The sequence below is a fragment of the Bradyrhizobium archetypum genome (assembly GCF_013114835.1).
GTDB classification, from domain to species: domain Bacteria; phylum Pseudomonadota; class Alphaproteobacteria; order Rhizobiales; family Xanthobacteraceae; genus Bradyrhizobium; species Bradyrhizobium archetypum.
The window spans coordinates 266517-284535 of the sequence record NZ_JAAVLW010000006.1 but is presented as its reverse complement, the minus strand read 5'-3'; the positions used below and the strand labels follow the sequence as shown (position 1 = coordinate 284535).

General features: G+C 63.7%; 19 protein-coding genes and 1 tRNA gene. 8 read left to right on the top strand and 12 right to left on the bottom strand.

What is annotated here, in order from left to right; all coding sequences use genetic code 11:
• Positions 1–428: 428 nt before the first annotated feature.
• The gene (locus HCN50_RS21535; protein WP_235977123.1) at positions 429–917 is read right to left on the bottom strand and encodes an Arm DNA-binding domain-containing protein; all 489 of its coding nucleotides are present in this window, start codon (positions 915–917) and stop codon (positions 429–431) included.
• A gap of 261 nt (positions 918–1178) precedes the next feature.
• A tRNA-Leu gene (locus HCN50_RS21530) sits at positions 1179–1263 on the bottom strand.
• A 152-nt stretch (positions 1264–1415) separates the two neighbouring features.
• Here HCN50_RS21530 and HCN50_RS21525 point away from each other — a divergent pair.
• Positions 1416–1970, top strand: a complete 555-nt coding sequence (locus HCN50_RS21525) for a disulfide bond formation protein B (protein ID WP_171711680.1) — start codon at positions 1416–1418, stop codon at positions 1968–1970.
• A gap of 686 nt (positions 1971–2656) precedes the next feature.
• On the opposite strand, the gene HCN50_RS21520 is transcribed toward HCN50_RS21525, so the two are convergent.
• Positions 2657–3745, bottom strand: coding sequence for an AbrB family protein (locus HCN50_RS21520; protein ID WP_171711679.1), 1089 nt, complete (start codon positions 3743–3745; stop codon positions 2657–2659).
• Between the two features lie 249 nt (positions 3746–3994).
• Here HCN50_RS21520 and HCN50_RS21515 point away from each other — a divergent pair, with 249 nt between their 5' ends.
• Positions 3995–4486 (top strand): hypothetical protein, encoded by a 492-nt coding sequence (locus tag HCN50_RS21515; protein ID WP_171711678.1) that lies wholly within the window; start codon positions 3995–3997, stop codon positions 4484–4486.
• Positions 4487–4526: 40 nt separating this feature from the next.
• Here the strand turns inward: HCN50_RS21515 and HCN50_RS21510 are convergent, their stop codons facing one another.
• The gene (locus HCN50_RS21510; protein ID WP_171711677.1) at positions 4527–5108 is read right to left on the bottom strand and encodes a TetR/AcrR family transcriptional regulator; all 582 of its coding nucleotides are present in this window, start codon (positions 5106–5108) and stop codon (positions 4527–4529) included.
• Between the two features lie 97 nt (positions 5109–5205).
• Between HCN50_RS21510 and HCN50_RS21505 the strand changes: the two genes are divergently transcribed.
• The 4 genes from HCN50_RS21505 (at position 5206) to HCN50_RS21490 (ending at position 7698) form a co-directional block, all read left to right on the top strand.
• Positions 5206–5631 carry an acyl-CoA thioesterase gene (locus HCN50_RS21505; protein ID WP_171711676.1) on the top strand — a complete coding sequence of 142 codons (426 nt, stop codon included), beginning with the start codon at positions 5206–5208 and terminating at the stop codon, positions 5629–5631.
• Between the two features lie 5 nt (positions 5632–5636).
• Positions 5637–6113, top strand: coding sequence for a PaaI family thioesterase (locus HCN50_RS21500; RefSeq protein ID WP_171711675.1), 477 nt, complete (start codon positions 5637–5639; stop codon positions 6111–6113).
• Positions 6114–6203: 90 nt separating this feature from the next.
• Positions 6204–6989: a sulfite exporter TauE/SafE family protein gene (locus HCN50_RS21495; RefSeq protein WP_171712025.1), complete on the top strand. Its 786-nt coding sequence runs from the start codon at positions 6204–6206 to the stop codon at positions 6987–6989.
• Positions 6990–7023: 34 nt separating this feature from the next.
• Positions 7024–7698 carry a DsbA family protein gene (locus tag HCN50_RS21490; RefSeq protein WP_171711674.1) on the top strand — a complete coding sequence of 225 codons (675 nt, stop codon included), beginning with the start codon at positions 7024–7026 and terminating at the stop codon, positions 7696–7698.
• A gap of 71 nt (positions 7699–7769) precedes the next feature.
• On the opposite strand, the gene HCN50_RS21485 is transcribed toward HCN50_RS21490, so the two are convergent.
• The 6 genes from HCN50_RS21485 to HCN50_RS21460 all read right to left on the bottom strand — a co-directional run bounded on the left by HCN50_RS21485 (position 7770) and on the right by HCN50_RS21460 (position 14114).
• Entirely contained in the window at positions 7770–7976 is a 207-nt protein-coding gene (locus HCN50_RS21485; protein WP_171711673.1) for a hypothetical protein, read from the bottom strand.
• A gap of 55 nt (positions 7977–8031) precedes the next feature.
• Positions 8032–8886: a COG3904 family protein gene (locus tag HCN50_RS21480; RefSeq protein WP_171711672.1), complete on the bottom strand. Its 855-nt coding sequence runs from the start codon at positions 8884–8886 to the stop codon at positions 8032–8034.
• Between the two features lie 8 nt (positions 8887–8894).
• Positions 8895–10235, bottom strand: a complete 1341-nt coding sequence (locus HCN50_RS21475) for a hypothetical protein (protein ID WP_171711671.1) — start codon at positions 10233–10235, stop codon at positions 8895–8897.
• A gap of 111 nt (positions 10236–10346) precedes the next feature.
• Positions 10347–11420 (bottom strand): carboxylesterase family protein, encoded by a 1074-nt coding sequence (locus HCN50_RS21470; protein WP_171711670.1) that lies wholly within the window; start codon positions 11418–11420, stop codon positions 10347–10349.
• 48 nt (positions 11421–11468) lie between these two features.
• Positions 11469–12440 carry a S1C family serine protease gene (locus HCN50_RS21465; RefSeq protein WP_171711669.1) on the bottom strand — a complete coding sequence of 324 codons (972 nt, stop codon included), beginning with the start codon at positions 12438–12440 and terminating at the stop codon, positions 11469–11471.
• A 159-nt stretch (positions 12441–12599) separates the two neighbouring features.
• Positions 12600–14114 (bottom strand): AMP-binding protein, encoded by a 1515-nt coding sequence (locus tag HCN50_RS21460; protein ID WP_171711668.1) that lies wholly within the window; start codon positions 14112–14114, stop codon positions 12600–12602.
• Positions 14115–14474: 360 nt separating this feature from the next.
• On the opposite strand from HCN50_RS21460, the gene HCN50_RS21455 reads away from it, so the two are divergent.
• Together HCN50_RS21455 and groL are read left to right on the top strand one after the other, a co-directional pair.
• On the top strand, positions 14475–14789 hold the full coding sequence (locus tag HCN50_RS21455; RefSeq protein ID WP_171711667.1) for a co-chaperone GroES: 315 nt from the start codon (positions 14475–14477) through the stop codon (positions 14787–14789).
• Between the two features lie 54 nt (positions 14790–14843).
• Positions 14844–16490, top strand: coding sequence for a chaperonin GroEL (gene groL / locus HCN50_RS21450; RefSeq protein WP_171711666.1), 1647 nt, complete (start codon positions 14844–14846; stop codon positions 16488–16490).
• Positions 16491–16582: 92 nt separating this feature from the next.
• On the opposite strand, the gene HCN50_RS21445 is transcribed toward groL, so the two are convergent.
• Positions 16583–17140 carry an HNH endonuclease gene (locus HCN50_RS21445; RefSeq protein ID WP_171711665.1) on the bottom strand — a complete coding sequence of 186 codons (558 nt, stop codon included), beginning with the start codon at positions 17138–17140 and terminating at the stop codon, positions 16583–16585.
• Between the two features lie 269 nt (positions 17141–17409).
• Positions 17410–17955 (bottom strand): LysE family translocator, encoded by a 546-nt coding sequence (locus HCN50_RS21440; RefSeq protein ID WP_311968093.1) that lies wholly within the window; start codon positions 17953–17955, stop codon positions 17410–17412.
• Positions 17956–18019 lie beyond the last annotated feature (64 nt).

Genomic DNA, 18019 nt, shown 5'->3' with positions numbered 1-18019 from the left:
GGCCTGGAGTTTGTTGCGAACCTGAGCCGGATCACGATTTCACTCAGGTAGATGCCAGTGCGTTTGTCTACAGTGATTGCGTTTCCCGAACGCCATCCCAAAGACACGTCGGCGTGTCAGGGGCGGGTATGAGTTCATTCAACCTACTGCTGCAGATAGTGGATCGAGGCGCGAAGCGTCGCTTACACTGCGGGATCGCCCTTTCCGCCGTCGTCGAAGGCGGAATGCGGGAGCTCCATCGATTCCAACGGCTAGGCTGGTGGACTTGTCATCCTAGGTTGCATCGATAGTCTCTCGCTCTGCGATCGTGGGGCGCGGGCACCCGATGCTTGTCACAATCTTTTTCAGGGCGACGTCGGATATTCTCAAATCCTCGGCGACCTTTGTCATCGGCCGGGACCGCACAAGATCGTACAGAGCGCGGCGAGTCAGTTCCTGCTCAGGCATTTCGAGCTCGGAAAATAGGGCAACCGAACAAGGAGCCTTGCTAGCGCGTCGTCCTCCGCCGGAGTGGAGCCAACGGGCGCCTCCCTGCCCAGTTTCACACAGGTCGATCTTCCGCAAGGCATCAAGGATTTCAGGCGGCCGCTTGCCGACTCCGTACTGGCGAAATCAAGAAGCCACTGTTTCTTCTTCAGCGTTTTCGGGGCATTGCCCTCTGCCTCGAACTTGTCCATGAGCTCTTTGGCGACGGCTTCAAAAGTGTTGGCCCGCGCCATCCGCGCATTGCGGCGCTCTTCCTTGCGGTTGACGGAAGGATCGATCCCTTCGGAAAGCAGCTTCTTCGCGTTGTCGCGTTTGATGTGCGCGTCTGCGAGAGAAGTGACGGGATACGGGCCTAACGCGAGCAGCTTCTGCTTGGAGGCAAAGTTGTACGCGTAGCGCCAGAGCTTTGATCCGGTCTTGGTGACGAGCATGAAAAGGCCGCCACTGTCGGATCGCTGTAGTCTTTTTCGCCAGCTTTCAGGTGCCGAAAATAGGTGTCGTTCTTGACCGGCATCGGTTCGATTCCACCCAAAAGTCGCGATACCATGACCCCAATGATCTACCACGGAAGATACCATGCAAGTCACCGGATACCATGAGATTTGCGCGAACGGCGGCGAAGCCAAAATTGCGACTTGTGCCCGTCATTATTGAGGAAAATGAACGTTAGCGAACGCGGGCGGACGGTGGGATGGTGCCCCTGGCCGGAATCGAACCAGCACTCCTTGCGGAACTCGATTTTGAGTCGAGCGCGTCTACCAGTTCCGCCACAGGGGCCTTCGGTCGCGGGGCAGAAGCCCGGTGCGGCGAAGCCGGCGGAATATAGCGGGCGGCGCTTCCGGGTCAACCCGCGCGGAAGTGATTGTGGCTGTCTCGACACCCGGGCAGTGGCGGGATAGGAGGCTGATGCCTATTTTGAGCATGGACCCATGCTCCGGAGAACATCCGTGACGTCAGATGCCGTCCATTCGTCGCCCGCGCGCCAAGCCGCCGATCCGGTTGTCGTGGCCGCATTGGCGATTGCGGTCGTCGCCGCGGCGACGCTGGCAGGCGCCTGGTTCTTCCAGCTCGTCTTGGATATCCGCCCCTGTCCGCTCTGCCTCGAACAGCGCTACGCTTATTACCTGGCGGCGCCGCTCAGTCTCCTGATCGCCTTTGCCGCCGCGCGCGGGGCGTCGCGGCCGGTGCTGCTGGCCGGTTTTGCGGTGCTGCTGCTCGCCGCGCTCGCCAATGCCTGGCTCGGCGGCTATCACGCCGGCGTCGAGTGGCAGTTCTGGCAGGGCCCGACCGACTGCTCCGGCCCCGTGGCCGATCTCGGCAGCGCGGGCACGCTGTTGCAGCGGCTCGACACCGAGAAGGTGGTCCGCTGCGACGAGGTGCAGTGGCGCTTCCTCGGCCTCTCGCTCGCCGGCTACAACGTGCTGATCTCGCTGGCGATGGCGCTGATGGCCGTGTGGGGCATCGTGGCGGCGAAGCGGGCGTAAGACGTACACGACCGGGCAAATCACTTCTGATTTTCAGAAATCATGTCAAGCCCGCAATTGAAAAATATTCCGCTTTCGTTCGCACCCAAATCAGTCGCATAACTCCGCCCGTCTCACCGCGGAAGAGGGGCGCTCGCGAACGTCACGAACGCGCGGTGGGATGCGATGGACGCGGATGGCGCGAGAGACGTTGCGCGCGGTAAGCGTACGGCGAAGTCGTGTGGTTCGGGCGCCGCGGTGCTGGCGTTAAGTCCTTTGAGAAGCGAAAGCTGCTCGGGGGCGACGGAGGCAAAAGAGCCGTTCTCCGGGGAGAGCACGAAGTAAGCCGTAAAGCCATTGCGCAGGGAAGGCCGGGATGCTCCCGCTGTACCTGTATGCTCGTGTGCATTTCCTTTTATGCGCAACGGCACACGAGACCTCGGGTGCAGCCAGCACCCGGTCTTCCCTGCGCCCTCTGATCAAGCGGGCGGGAAATTCTAGTAACAAAACTCGGACAGTTCATGTCGCGAGATCGCGAATTCATATTCCATTGTCGTCACCCGCCAACGGGTCGCGCGAATGCGCGCCCGATGACGGGCTCCGGCGGTGACCCGGTATTCCAGAGACAGCAATGATTGAACCGAGAAGCCACAGCGTACTGGATTCCCCGCATGCCCGGGGATGACGAGGGTGAAGCAGCAACCCCCTCAATCGTCCACATCCTCCTGCGGACGGCCGAACAGGTGCACGATCCCGGGCGTCGTGATCGACACGAACACGAAGCGGGACAGATGATGGGCGCCGACGAAGATCGGATCGATATGCAGGGTCAGCGCCAGCGCCAGCATGGCGTCCATCGCGCCCGGCGCAAACGCCACGACGACATCGGCAAAGCGCACATGGGTGGCCAACACGATCACGGTGACGAAAATGGCCGATATCGCGATCGCGACCGCAAACGAGCCGAGCCCGGCATTGATGTGGCTGACGAGCGTCCGTTTGCTGATTCGCGCAAAGCGCGTGCCGATCACGGCGCCGATGCCGACCAGCGCCACGCCGCGCATCCAGGGCGGCAAGCCGCCCTCGATGAGGCTCGTGCCGTGCAGCACGGCGGAGGCGATCATTGCGCCGAACATCCAGCTCGCCGGAAATTTGGCGAGCCGCAGCAGCAGCGCGACGGCGATGGCCGCTGCCGCCAGCACGGCGAGTTCGAGCGGCGAGGCGACGGCGAGGCTGATCAGCTCCATCGGCGCGCTGGGGGCTGCACCGGTCAACGCCAGCAGCAGCGGCAGCGCTGCGGTCAGGATGATCACGCGCATGGTCTGCACCACCGCGATCGCCGCAACATCCGCACCCTTCTCGGCGGCGAGCATGGTGATCTGCGACAGCGCGCCGGGGCTCCCCGCCAGCAGCGCCGAGGTCTGGTCCCAGCCGTGTATGCGCTGCAGGTAGAAGCTCGAGCCGAAGGTCGAGCAGAACGTCGCCAGCGCCAGCAGCCCGATGGTCAGCGGATAGGCGCTCATATGCTGGATCAGTTGCTTCGACACCAGCGAGCCGAGTGTGATTCCGAGCAGGACCAGCACCGATTGCGTCAGGATCGGCGGCATGGTCAGCGGCCGGCCCGCGAGGGCCGCGGTGCCCACGGCGGCCATCGCGCCGGAGATCAGCCCGCCCGGCAAGTTAAGCCAAAGAAACAGCAAGCCGCCGGCAGCGCCGATGACAAGCGTCTCGAGCGTGCCGAGAATCTTGGCGCGGTCGGCAATGGCGGAAGAGATCGGGGCGGGGATCAGGGTCACGCTGCCTTATGGCAAATCCGCCCCTGCTGGACAAATGCGTCACGCGATTGCAGCAATGCATGGGTAGCGTCTGCACAAGGCCTGCACAAACCTCCCGCCGCTTTGGCTGAATGCTTGCTGAATGCAAAGGCAGATGGTGCAGCGTCAGTGCCACAAAATTTTTATCGGAGCGTTCGCCCGATGCGTTGTGGCAAGCTGAGGTTGCGCTAGGATGGCGGTCGCAGATGACTGCCCCCAAGGAGACCAGGGATGACTATTCAAGCAAGAATACTACGCGCGATTGCTGTGTCGGGTTTGGCTGCGTTTGCGATGACCTCGCAGGCCAGCGCCCTGACCGCGCAGGAATGCAGCGCCAAATACCAGGCTGCGAAAGCCGCCGGCACGCTCGGCGGCCAGAAGTGGAATGACTTCCGGAAAGCCCAGTGCGGCGCCGATGCCGCGCCCGCCGCTGCGGCCCCGGCTGCTGCCCCTACCTCGGAGCCGAAGGAAGCCGCCAAGAAAGAATCCAAGAAGGAAGCCAAGGAAGCTGCGGCGCCCGCCGCGCCGGCAGGTCCTGCGGTCTTTCCGAATGCCGTCGATCCCAAATATTCCAAGGAGACCCCTGGCAAGGCCCGTATGCACACCTGCGTGGATCAGTACAACGCCAACAAGGCCACTAACGCCAATGGCGGGCTGAAGTGGATCCAGAAGGGCGGCGGCTACTTCAGCGAATGCACCAAGAAGCTGAAGGGCTCGGCTTAAGCAGCCATCGACAAGGCGCGGCCGGAGGTTTCGGCCGCGCCTACACTTCGCACAACAATGTTTCGGCCGACTTCGCCACCAGTTGCGCGCGCTTGCGCGGGCCCCGTTCGAGAAACAGCAGGCTCTGGCCGAATACGAAGCAGTAGAACAGGAATGCCTGCGCGTCGGCTTCCTCGGCCGCTAAGCCGGTTGCGCGATAGAGCTGCCCGACGTTCTTCAGCCGCGCCGCATCTACGCTTGCCACCGCGTTGGCGGCAGGCTCGTCGGAGCGGGCCCATTGCCGGATCGCCAGCTCGACCGCCATGCCTTCGGTGTTCATGCGCTCGGAATAGAGCGCGATCAGCGCCTTCAGCCGTTCCCGGGCGGTGGCGCCGTCAAGGCTGGTCTGCTTCTCGATCGCCGCGATGCGGCCCGCGCTCCAGTGCTGCAGCATGGCTTCCAGCAGCGCCGCACGGTCACGGAAGCGGCGGTAGAAGCCGCCCTTGGTCACGCCGAGATTCTTGGCCAGCACCTCGACCCGCACCCCCTCGACGCCGGTCCGGGCGATTTCCTTGAAGCCGGCCTCGATCCAGGTCTCGCTCCGCACCTCGCCGGCTCGCGCCTCTCCCTTCGCACTGCTCATGGCCCAGCCTCACCGAGTTTTGATACGGTACCGTATTGCTAACCACAACAGGGCTGATACGCTACCGTATCAAGGTCAAGAAAGGGCGGAGCGAACGATGGAGACGGACGCGACCTATCGCGGCACGGTCTATCCCTGGCAATGCGATCATGTCGGGCACATGAACATCATGTGGTATGTCGGCAAGTTCGACGAGGCGAACTGGAACCTGTTTGCACGGCTGGGGCTGACGCCGTCGTATTTGCGTATCTCCGGCCGCGGCATGGCCGCCGTGCAGCAGAACATCACCTACAAGCGCGAGCTCCTGGCCGGCGACATTGTCGAGGTCAAAAGCCGGCTCCTCGAAATCCGCGACAAGTCGATCCGCTTCGTGCACGAGATGCGCAACGCCGAGACCGGCGAGATCGCCGCGACCTGCGAATCCGTCGGCGTCCACCTGGACCGGCAGGCGCGCAGGTCGATCGCCTTCGCGCCCGCGATCCGCGACTCCGCGATGCGATATCTCGAGCCTGCGATGGCGTGAAGGACATGGCGCGCTTTCAGCCCAAGAACCCGGATTATCGCGCGATCTCGATCGAAACTTTCGAGCGGCAGCGCGCGATGAGGACGCTCGGCATTTCGATCACCCGGCTGGAGCCGGGTGAGGTCGATCTCGCGATGAATTATCACGCCGAACTCACCCAGCAGCATGGCTTCATCCATGCCGGGATCATCACGGCGGGCCTCGACAACGCCTGCGGCATCGCCGCCTTCACGCTGATGCCGGCGGGCGCGGGGATTCTCACCGTGGAATTCAAGACCAACCTGCTGGCGCCGGCGCGCGGCGAACGGTTCGCCTTCCGCGCGACCGTTGTCAAGCCGGGCCGCACGCTGACCGTGTGCGAGGCGCGCGCCTATGCGACGCATGACGGCGCTGAGACGATGATTGCGACCATGAGCGGCACGCTGATGGCGCTGGCGGCTCGCGAGGCTGCCGCGACGGATTGCGCAGCAGCGCCGGCCTGACCCTGTTGCAGTGCATATTCATGCTATCGGCATAGCAGGACGTAAAAAATCCTTCTATGGTCGCGCCGTGCAACAGAGTCTTTCAACTTGATCATCTCCGCCGCGCAAGGCGTTCTGGGACTGGCGTCGGGGATGCTGGTCGGGTTCTCGCTCGGCCTGGTCGGCGGCGGCGGCTCGATCCTTGCGGTGCCGCTAATGGTCTACGTGGTCGGCGTGGCCGAGCCGCATGTCGCGATCGGCACCAGCGCGATCGCGGTGGCGGCGAACGCTGCAATCAACCTGTCCAACCATGCGCGCGGCGGCACCGTGATCTGGTCCTGCGCATTGATCTTCGCCGTCGCCGGCATGGCCGGTGCCTTTGGCGGATCGATCCTCGGCAAGATGATGGACGGCCAACGGCTATTGGCGCTGTTCGCGCTGGTCATGATCGTCATCGCGCTTTTGATGCTGAAGACGCGCTCGCGGATCGGCCTGACGGACGTCAAGGCCTCGATGTCGAACATCCCGGCGATCGTCGGCCTTGGGCTTGCGACCGGAACGGTCTCGGGCTTTTTTGGCATTGGTGGCGGCTTCCTGATCGTGCCGGCCCTGATGCTGGCGACCGGCATGCCGATCCTGAATGCGGTTTCCTCCTCGCTGGTTGCGGTCACCGCGTTCGGCCTGACCACGGCCGCAAGCTATGCCTGGTCCGGGCTGGTGTCGTGGGCATTGGCGGGGCTGTTCGTGGCGGGCGGCATCGCCGGCGGATTGGCCGGCACGCGTTCCGCGCGGCACCTCGCCGAGCGCCGCGGCGCGCTCAATATCGTGTTCGCCGTGGTCATTATTGCCGTGGCGCTCTATATGCTGGCGCGTAACATATCGCTGTCTCAGCCGTAGACACGAGATAGCAGTTCTTCGCGAGAACCGAATAATGAAGCGATCGAATAAGCCAGCCGAGACCGGTCCGGGACGCACACGGCGCGAGGCGCTTGGCCTGCTAGGCGCAAGCGCGGCGCTGTTCGGTGCGGCCGCGACGCGGTCGGCATTCGCGCAAGGCAGCGATGACGTCCTGACCGAAGCGCTGGTGTTGCGCGATCCGGACGTGCCCGCAACCGGCAATCTCGAGGGCGATATCAATATCGTCGAGTGGTTCGATTACAACTGCCCCTATTGCCGCAAGATCGCGCCCGAGATCCAGCAGGTGGTTCAGGACGACGGCAAGGTCCGCCTGGTGCTGAAGGATTGGCCAATCCTCGGCGAAGTCTCGAAATTAGCGGCGCGGATGGCGCTGGCCGCGAAGTATCAGGGCAAGTACATGGCAGCGCATGAGGCGATGATCGGCGTCAGCTCGAAATTGACCGAATCCCGCATCCGGGAACTACTGGCCGGCACCGGCATCGACATGGATCGGCTGAACCGCGATGCCGCGGCCAACGCCAAGGCGATCGACACGATCCTCGCCCGCAACCACGATCAAGCCATCGCATTTGGATTCAAGGGAACGCCGTCGTTCATTGTCGGCAAATTCCGCGTGCCGGGTATCCTGACCATGGCGGAATTCGAGATGGTTATTGCCGACGCACGCAAGGCGAAGAAAGCAAATTAGTGTTCATCACAATGGCACGCCGTCGTTCGGAAAACGACGGCGTGTGATTGCTGAACCGGTCCGGAGATCAGTTACCGCGACGAAATCTTCACCCAGTCCTCATGGGCGCGCGTCTTCAGCTTGTCCCAGTCGGCCTTCGCCACATCCCAGTTGACGAGAGTGCGATTGCCCTGCGCGACCTGACTGCTCGCGACGCTCGACGTCTGCATGGAATCATAGACATAGACGCCGCAGACCAGCAGCAGCGCACCCAAAATCATCCCGACAAACGTCTGCATGGCAGTTCCTCCGTTGCGGATCATCAACGCGGATGTTGAGCCATGGTTCCGCTGCCTATGAACGCACTTTGGCCGGCCCGGGTCGGGGGGCAGTCGCGGCGGGGATCGCCGCCGCTGTCGTCACGAGATTGAGCGATTTCAATTCATCGGGCTTGAACACGAACAGCTTGTCATGCGGCGTCTCCATCGCGTGGACCCAAACCTGCAGGCTGACGCCCATGTCGCCGAGATAGCGCTGGCAACGCGCGGAAATGTCCTGCGCCACGTTCATCTCGTCACGCGGCAGGCCGGCTGCGCTGCCTAGTGCCGCCACCTGATGCACGCCGACGATCGCCTTGTCGCCGACGCGCCGCTCGACGCCGCCGGCGAATACCAATGGGCAGGACGAGGCGCAGTATTTTCCGGGCTCGACCTCGGTTGCAAAATTCCGCTCGCGAATGAGCCGGCCCATCGCCAGCGCGTCGGCGACCGATCCGCCCGGCGAATGCAACACCACGGTCTTGATGTAATCGCCGCGTTTGCCGATTTCGGCGGCGAAGGAGTCGAAAATTCCTGGCGTGATGGTGCCGCTTGCGATCAGCCTGCCGCCGCCCACCAGTTCGAACGTCATGGACCTGGCCATTGCGCCGTCGGCCCGCGGACGCGGTGCCAGGCGTTTGTCGCGATCAGGTGGCAGCGGCGCCAGGATTGACGGCGCGGCCTCCGGAAACTCCAGCGAAGGCGTGTCGTGTCGCACCTCGGCCGCCGGCTCGGGCGTGCCGATCCATCCGTTCATGCCGGCAAGATCGGCCGCCAGCACGATGATCGTGACGGCGACGACGCTGCGGAAAAGCCAGCGCAGGACCGCCTCATCGGGATTGGCCGCAAGAAAGGCATGAACGCGTCGTTGCATCGTCGCGAATGGCTGCATGGCGACACCTATTTCGTGTGCCGTGCCGTTGCCAGCGGGGTGACGTTTTCGTCGACCGCCGCCGCCGTGCCCGCCGCGGGCGCATCGGCATCGGTGCCGACGGCTGCATCGGCGGGCGCTGCGCGGCGCGCGTCCTCGACTTCGCGAGCCATCTGCAGCGCCGCGACCAGCTCGCCCGCCGTCATGCCGGACGCAGAGAATGCGGGCAGCCCCTCACGCCGGATCGCGGCATGCACCACGCACAGGATCAACACCAGTACCGCGGGCATCAGGTCGATCGAGATCGCGCCGGCCCAGCTCGGAATGAAGTCGCCGGCGTAGCGCAGCACGGCTTCGGCGGGCGACATGGTCTGGAACCGCGCCGGCTCGACGCGCGGCAGCGCCAGGATCTTGTCGGCCGCCTCGGCGAGCGAAGTCGCTTGCGATGCGATCGAGCTCTCGACCTTGCCGACCACGGCGGTCTGCCGGTCGGCGAGATCGGCGGTGCGGCCGCCCGCTGCCGGCGCGATGAAGCCTGACGACAGCGACGCCGCCGCGCGCTTGACGGCGGGTGCCACCGAAGTCTGCTGCAAATTGGCGATCACGCCGCTGAGCGCCAGCGATTCGGTCGCGAAAGCGTCGCTCCGCGTCGAAATCGGGCCGCGGTCGGAAATCAATTCGCGCATCTTCGCCAGGTGCTTGCCGCCCTGCTCGAACAACGCCGAGACGCGCTTGGCCGATGCCTGGACTTCCTGGCCGAGACTATCAAGCTGCCCCGACATCTGTGTCAAAAGCTGCACCACGGTGCCGGAGCCTGCCGTGCCCGTGAGCGAGCCTGCGCGTTCCGCGTCGGCGAGTTTCGCAAAACGTGACGAGGCAAGCTGGATATCCGGCAGCAGCCCTTGCGCCGCGATGGCGTTGCTGTTGGCGGTATCGAGGTCGCGGGTGTAATTCTGCACCGTGATGGCGAGATGCTGCTGGATCGCGGCGGCGCCGGCCAGTGCCGAGGCATTGAGCCAGGACGACATCGCCACGATCATCAGCGACCCCAGCAGCATGCAGCCGAACATCAGCGCGCGGCCGGTGCGGTCGATCACATGCGGCATGAACTGCATGAGGAAAACCCAGAAGGCGTAGATGCCGACCGACACCGCAACCGAATAGATCACCGCGGCGAAGAACACGGTGGTCGGACTGCCGTTGAGCAGCTCGCGGACGCCGAGATAGGTGTAGACGCCAGCGGCGAGGGCGAGGATCGCTGTGGTCAGTTTCAGCGTGATTTCGAGCCGGCTGACGCCTTTCGAAAGCAGCAGCGAATTGGAGGCGCGCGTGGTGGCCGCCGGGGCGGCGAGGCTGTTCGTTGAGGCCATGACGTATCCTGTCGCGGTTGCAAGAACCGGTCTGATCAACGCCCCCACGTTGTTGGCTAAGTTATTCAACTCGTAGAGATAAATTCCGACGAGATTGTGTCGGCGAAAGCCTCAGGCGTCGCCGCGCAGCCATGTGAGGATCTCTGCGTTGATCTCGCGCGGGTAGGTATGGCTGAGGTCGTCGAGCTCGCGGTAGGTGACATTGGCGCCAGCGGCCGACAGCGCCTTGCTGGTCTGCCGCGCCACCTGCACCGGGAACATCCAGTCGAGGCGGCCATGCACAATGTGAATCGGCAGGCCGCGCAAGCGGTCGGCGTCGGCCATCTCCGCGATCAGCGGATGAAACGTTGCCGATACCGGGGCGAGGTGGGTGAAGGGCGAGGCGCGCTCGAACCCTGTCACGTAGCAGAACGTGCCGCCGTCGCTCATCCCGGTCAGCAGCATCCGCTCCGGATCGACGTTCCAGCGTGCGCGCACCGATTCCAGGATGCGCGTCAGGTTCGGCGTGTCGGTGTCGTCGCCCATCAACGCCCAAGTCGAGCCGGTCGCGGTCGGCGCGACCAGGATCGCGCCGCGGCTGCGCGCATCGCGAAGCCAGCTCCACAGAAAGCCGCGGCCATTGCCGCTGCCACCGTGCAGCGCCATCACCAACGGAAGAGCGCGCTCGCGCGTATAATATTCCGGCACGTAGAGCGAGAAGCCGCCGCGGCTTCCGGGCTCGTTATTGTTGTGAAAGATGCCGGTGTTTTCGTTGGCCGGGGCGGCCAGCCGCGCCGCGAGATCCGCATCTTCCCGCAGCGAAGGATCGACAAAGAACTCGCTCACCGGCGGCAATCTTGCCGATACCGCATACAGCGCCTCCTGTGCGCGTGGCGCGTAACGCAGCGCACGAAACAGGCTGGCGAAATCGGCCTGGCCATTCTGGACAACGCGCAGACCTTCGAACGCCGTCAATGCGGCATCGCTCGCCGCTTCAAGCGAAGCTTTGATGTCGGCAAATCCGTCGGGCCATTGCGCCAGCCGCGGACGAACCGCGCGGAGTGCGTCATCCGGCCGCCCCGCCGCCTGCATCACCCGGTCGAAATCCGGCGGGTGGAGGTAGCGCGCAACGAAGCCCAACGCCTCCAGCGACTGCAGCAGCGGCGGCAGCACGGCAACGATGTCGTCCACCACGGCCTCGCTCATCGGACGCAATCCAATCTCAAGGGAGGGCCTGGTTCAGTGAAGACTTACTTAATGCAGCCTCGGCGCCTTCAACAGCTTGGCGCGGTCGGTCGAGGTCAACACCACGTCGAAGGTGACGCCCTCATGATAGACCGTGAGCGGCACGTCGACGCCGGCGGTGCCAAGCGACCAGAGTTTGCGATAGAAGCCGGTCTGGCTCGTGATCTTGTCGCCGTCAACGGCGAGAATGACGTCGCCGGTCTTCAGCTCGGCGCGCGCCGCCGGTCCCTTGCTGGCGATGCCGACCACCACGACGCGGTTGTCAATTTCGGTGGTGTACATGCCGAGCCACGGCCGCGCCGGCTTGTTGACGCAGCCGAATTTCCTGATGTCGTCGAGCACGGGCTTCAGCAGATCGATCGGCACAATCATGTTGACGTGCTCGGCCTTGCCCTCGCGCTCGCGTTCGAGCTGTAGCGAGCCTATGCCGATCAGCTCGCCACGATTCGAGATCAGTCCGGTGCCGCCCCAGTTGGGATGCGCGGGATGGGTGAAGATCGCTTCATCCAGCAGGTATTCCCAGTAGCCGGCAAATTCCTGTTTTGCAGCGATCTGGCTTGCGACCGAGCGCGTGCGCCCGCCGGCGCCGCCGACCACCACGCGGTCGCCGATTTGAGCGGCGGCGGAAGAGCCGAGCGGCAGCGGATCGAGATCGAGGTCGCCGAGCGCCTGCACCAGGCCAAAGCCGGATTCGAAGTCGAAGCCGAGCGCGTGGCCTTCCACCACGCGGCCGTCGCCGCGATGCAGCCAGACCGCTTCGGCCTCGGTGATGAGATAGCCGATGGTCAACACCAGCCCGTCATCGATCAGCACGCCATTGCCGGCGCGTTCGGTGCCGAGTGTCTCCGCGCTGAAGGCGTCGGGCGGAATGATCGAATGCAGCCCGACCACCGACGACAGGGTCTTGTCGAGGTCGAAACCATAGTCGCCCGGGCGCGGCTGGTTGGCGGGCGGCACTCTCCATTCGGTCAAAGAGGGCATGGATGGTCTCCTGGCGAACCGGCGCGCTTCCGGCGAGGGGGCGCGGGAAATTGACGACAATCTATGCTGCAAAAGGCTGTCTTGAAAGTGTCCCCGAAAATGAGCCGCCATGCGACTCATAAGAGGGCAGATTCACAAATGTTCCGCGGCAGTTGCGGATCATTCCGCGTTTGCCCGCGCCCGGGTTGGCACGATCCGGAAATCTCGGTTCTCCTTCAGCCAGGCGGCGCGTTCGTCGCGCAACAGCGTACGCCGGACCTTGCCGGAATCATCGCGCAGGCCGATTTGGACAGTCTCGAAACTCTCCGGATGCTTGTAGCGGCTGAGCCGGTCGGAAAGGAACGCCGCCATGCCGTCGGCGACGGCTTGCGCGTCGGCACTCGGCGTGAGTTCGAGGATCGCGTGCACGCGCTGCCCGAACTCCGGGTCGGGCAGGCCGACGACGACGCAGGAACGCACGTCGGGATGTTCCGACACCGCGGCCTCGATCTCGGCCGGATAGATGTTGGCGCCGCCACGCAGGATCATGTCGGCCAGCCGGTCGCCGAGATAGAGATAGCCTTCCGCATCGAGCCGGCCGATATCGCCGAGCGACTCCCAGCCGTCAGCGCGCCGCTTCGGCTCGGCGCCGAGATAGTGATAGGTCGAGCCGGGGCCGTCATTGGGCAGGAAGTAGATCTCGCCGGTCTCGCCGGGTGCGACGTCGTTGCCGTCCTCGCCTATGATCCGCAATCGGCAGGTGTCGCCGATCTTGCCGACCGAGCCCCTGTGCGTGAGCCATTCGGTGCCCGATATGATCGTCGCGCCCTGCCGCTCGGTGCCGCCATAGAGCTCGTAGATGCGTTCCGGCCCGAGCCACTCGATCCATTTCTCCTTCAGCCATGGCGGCATGGGGGCCGCCATGTGAAACACGATCTGCAGGCTGGAGAGGTCGTAGGCATTGCGTATCTCGTCGGGTAGTGCCCAGATCCGGTGCATCATCGTCGGCACGAAATTGACCCATTGCACGCGATTCTTTTCGATCAGCCGCAGGGTCTCCTCGGCATCGAACTTGACGAGGCCGGTGACGCGCCCGCCGTTGAACAGCGCGGTGTGCGACACGATAAACGGGGCGTTGTGATAGAGCGGGCCGGGATTAAGCAGCGAGGCGTCCTGCGGAATGCCGAGCGGGGAGGGGGCGGTGGTGTCCACCACCGCCGGCATGTGATCGAGGATCACTTTTGGCCGCCCGGTCGAGCCGCCGCTGGTCATGGCCTTCCAATAGCGCGCCAGCGGGTTGTTCACCGGCTCGTCCGAAAAGCCTTCGGGGTTGAAATCGGCGGGCAGCGAATTCGGCGCGTTCCAGTCCGCCTGGCCGCCGACCACAAGCGAGGGCTTGAGAATGTCGAGTACCGCGGCGGCCTCGCCGCGCGGCAGCCGCCAGGTCAGCGACGTCGGCGTCGCGCCGCATTTCCATACCGCAAAAGTCGTCTCGAAAAACACATTGCTGTTGGGTAGCCCGATGGCGACGAAATCGCCGGGCTTGACGCCCTTGGCGGCAAAGGCGCGGGCACGTCGGTTGGCGTTGCGCTCGAATTGCTCCCAGGTGAGCTCGCTGCCGTGGCTGACCGCAATCGTGCCCGCCGGTTTGCGTTCGGCATACCAGCGCGGCACGTCGGCAATCGGAATGAGCATTGGCGTCCTCCTCTCAGTCGGCTTTTCCCAGGCTTTTTTGCAGTGCGAACAACGGTCATCGCCGTCCAGGCCTGGTCCGCTGACAGAAAGGTTCTGACTGAACTCGAGCGCGGCGTCCACATGCCAGTACTGCCGGCCCAAGGTGTCGCCGGCCAAGGATTATGCTTACTGGCAAGAACAGTCGACCCCGTTCTCAAACCCGGGCTCGCCAATGAACGCAGCATGCTCGGTAGCACGCTCCGGCACTCGCCCATGAGCCGGGCAAACATCCATTTTTTTCAGAAGCCCTTGAAGCGCAATGCCGATCCACCTAGCTCGCATACTGCAGCCGAACACCACATCCAGTGGAAGTGAAGGATAATGAAAATCCGTCCGCTTCACGATCGGGTCGTCGTTAAGCGCATCGAGCCGGAGACGGCGACCGCCGGGGGCATCATCATCCCTGATGCCGCCAGGGAGAAGCCGCAGCAGGGCGAGGTCGTGGCGGTGGGGCCTGGAGCGCGCGACAAGGGCGGCAGGCTCGTTCCGATCGACCTCCAGACTGGCGACCGCGTGTTGTTCGGCAGATGGTCAGGCACGGAAGTCAAGATCGATGGCACCGAATACCTGATCATGAAGGAAAGCGACATCATGGGCGTGCTGGTCGAAGGCGGTACCCGTCGAAAGGCCGCTTGAACGCGCGCCCGATGTCGTCAGCGAGAGAGGAATGGTATCGTAGGGAGCAAGACCATGGCTGCGAAGGAAGTGAAGTTCTCGGTCGATGCCCGCGAGAAGATGCTGCGCGGCGTCGATATTCTCGCCAATGCAGTGAAAGTAACGCTCGGCCCGAAAGGTCGAAACGTCGTTCTCGAAAAGTCGTTCGGCGCGCCGCGCATCACCAAGGACGGCGTCACTGTCGCCAAGGAAATCGAGCTCGAGGACAAGTTCGAGAACATGGGCGCCCAGATGGTGCGCGAGGTTGCATCAAAGACGTCAGATCGGGTTGGCGACGGCACCACGACTGCCACTGTGCTCGCGCAGGCGATCGTCAGAGAGGGCGCCAGGGCCGTTGCGGCAGGCGTGAACCCGATGGGCCTCAAGCGTGGCATAGATCGCGCAACCCAGGCTTTGGTCGCAGATATCGAGAAGAACTCCAAGAAAATCACCTCGAACGACGAGATCGCGCAGGTTGCGACCATTTCGGCCAACGGCGACGCCGAGATCGGCCGTTTCCTCGCCGACGCCATGAAGAAGGTCGGTAACGACGGCGTAATCACCGTCGAGGAGGCGAAGTCGCTGCAGACCGAGCTCGAAGTGGTGGAGGGTATGCAGTTCGACCGCGGCTACATCTCGCCCTACTTCATCACCAACGCTGAAAAGATGCGGGCTGAGCTCGAGGACTGCTACGTTCTGGTCTATGAAAAGAAGCTGTCGGGGCTGCAGCCAATGCTGCCGCTGCTCGAATCCATCGTGCAGTCGGGCAAACCCCTGCTCATTATCGCTGAGGACGTCGAGGGGGAAGCGCTCGCTACCCTCGTCGTGAACAGGCTGCGCGGCGGACTGAAAGTCGCGGCGGTGAAAGCGCCCGGCTTCGGCGATCGTCGCAAGGCGATGCTCCAGGATATTGCGATTCTTACCGGCGGCACGATGATTTCCGAGGATCTCGGCATCAAGCTGGAGAACGTGACCATCAACATGCTGGGCCGCGCCAAGAATGTCAGGATCGACAAGGAAAATACCACCATCGTAAGCGGCGGCGGCAAGAGGGCCGACATTGATGCGCGTGTTTCCCAGATCAAGGCCGAGATCGAGGAGACGACCTCGGACTATGATCGTGAGAAACTCCAGGAGCGGCTCGCCAAGCTCGCGGGCGGTGTCGCGGTGATCCGTGTCGGCGGCGCGACCGAAGTGGAGGTGAAGGAGCGCAAGGACCGCGTCGACGACGCGCTGCATGCGACGCGCGCGGCCGTCGAGGAAGGCATTTTGCCCGGCGGCGGCGTTCCTCTGCTGCGCGCCGTCAAGGCGCTCGACAAGCTGAAACCGGCCGACGAGGACGAGCGCTTTGGCGTCGACATCGTGAAGAAAGCGCTTTCCTGGCCGACCCGCCAGATCGCGATCAACGCGGGCGAGGATGGCTCGCTCGTCGTCGGACAGATCCTCGACAAGGATACCTACGCCTTCGGATTTGATGCCCAGACAGGCGAGTTCGGCAACCTGATCTCAAAGGGAATTATTGATCCCGCCAAGGTGGTGCGAACCGCGCTTGAGGACGCGGCATCGGTGGCTGGCCTGCTTGTCACCACCGAGGCAATGGTTGCTGAACTCCCGAAGAAGAAGGCCCCCTCGATAGCCCCGGGCGCGGGGGCGAGCATGGCTGACATGGATTATCAGATCTAACCCGCGAATGGCTGGCGCGTCCCTGCGAGGGACGCGCCAGTGATCGTCTCACCGGCGAATGAGTGTTTCGCACAACGATTGCCTGAACCGCCTTACGGATCGAGCTCAGTATCCCAGTAAAGATAGTCCAGCCAGCTATCGTGCAGATAGTTGGGCGGAAACAGGCGGCCGTTGCGGTGCAGTTGATGCACCGTCGGCGCGTAGGGCGTCTGCCTGGGAAACATCTTCGCCTGCTGCGGTGTCAGATTGCCCTTGCGCAGGTTGCACGGCGAGCAGGCGGCGACGACATTTTCCCAGGTGGTCTGGCCGCCCTTGCTGCGCGGGATGATGTGATCGAAGGTGAGGTCGTCATGCGCATTGCAATACTGGCAGACGAAGCGGTCGCGCAGGAAAACGTTGAAACGCGTGAAGGCGGGATGCGTGGTCGGCTTGACGAAGGACTTGAGCGACACCACGCTCGGAAGCTGGATCTCGAAGGTCGGGCTGCGCACCGCGCGATCGTAATGCTCGACGATGTTGACGCGATCGAGGAACACCGCCTTGATCGCGTCTTGCCACGACCAGAGAGACAGCGGGTAGTAGCTCAGCGGCCGGAAGTCCGCGTTCAGCACCAGTACCGGCCAACCGCCCTGCGAGACATGTGCGTTCAAGTAACGCTCCTGACCCCCATGTTAGCTGCGAAGCAGCATGCGCCCTGCATACTACAGGCAGCGTGACGGGATTGTGAAGAGCGTTCCGGGGCTTATCCAGCAGAGGGAACGCATGTTCGACCGCCGTGGCCCTGGGAAAAGCCTGGGTTCCTGACCACGCCAATGCCGAACGTGCGCGGTCAATCCATCGTGATGGGGTCGGTACAGGCTGTCAGGCGCTCATTCGGCCTGCGTAGCACGTTCCGGCATTCCAAAAGCCCCCGCACCGCCTATGGTTTGGCGGCGCTGGTGACGAGCTTGAGGCCCAGGCCGAACAGGACAGCGCCGGCGGCGCGATCGACCCAGGACTTGTACGACAGATAGGCCCGTTGCGGCCCTGCGGACGAGAAGAGCATGGCGACGACCGCGTACCAGGCCGATTCCACAACAAACACTGCGGCGAGCAGTGCGGCGGCGAAGCCCGCGGAAAAGGACGCCGGAAGAAAAGCGGCGAACACGCTTGCATAGACGATGGCCGTCTTCGGATTGCTCACCTGCGTGGTGATGCCGAGCCAGAACGCGTGGGACGTCCGAGAACGGGCTTCGCCGCCGGCCGCGACCATCGCGACCGGCTTTCGCGCGGATCTGAAGATCAGAAAACCCAGATAGCAAAGATACAGGCCTCCCAGCATCCGGAGGCCGGCATAGAGCGCGGGCACGGCGAGCAGCACGCTCTGCAGCCCGAACAGCGCCGCCGCGCCGAAGATGGCGCCCCCCGGCACCCATGCCGAGCGCCGTGGCCAGCGCCCGGGTTCTGCTCGATGCGACAGCGACACGCGCCACCATCACAAAGCTGGGCCCGGGGCTGATCACACCTACGCTGAGCGCTGCAACGATGCT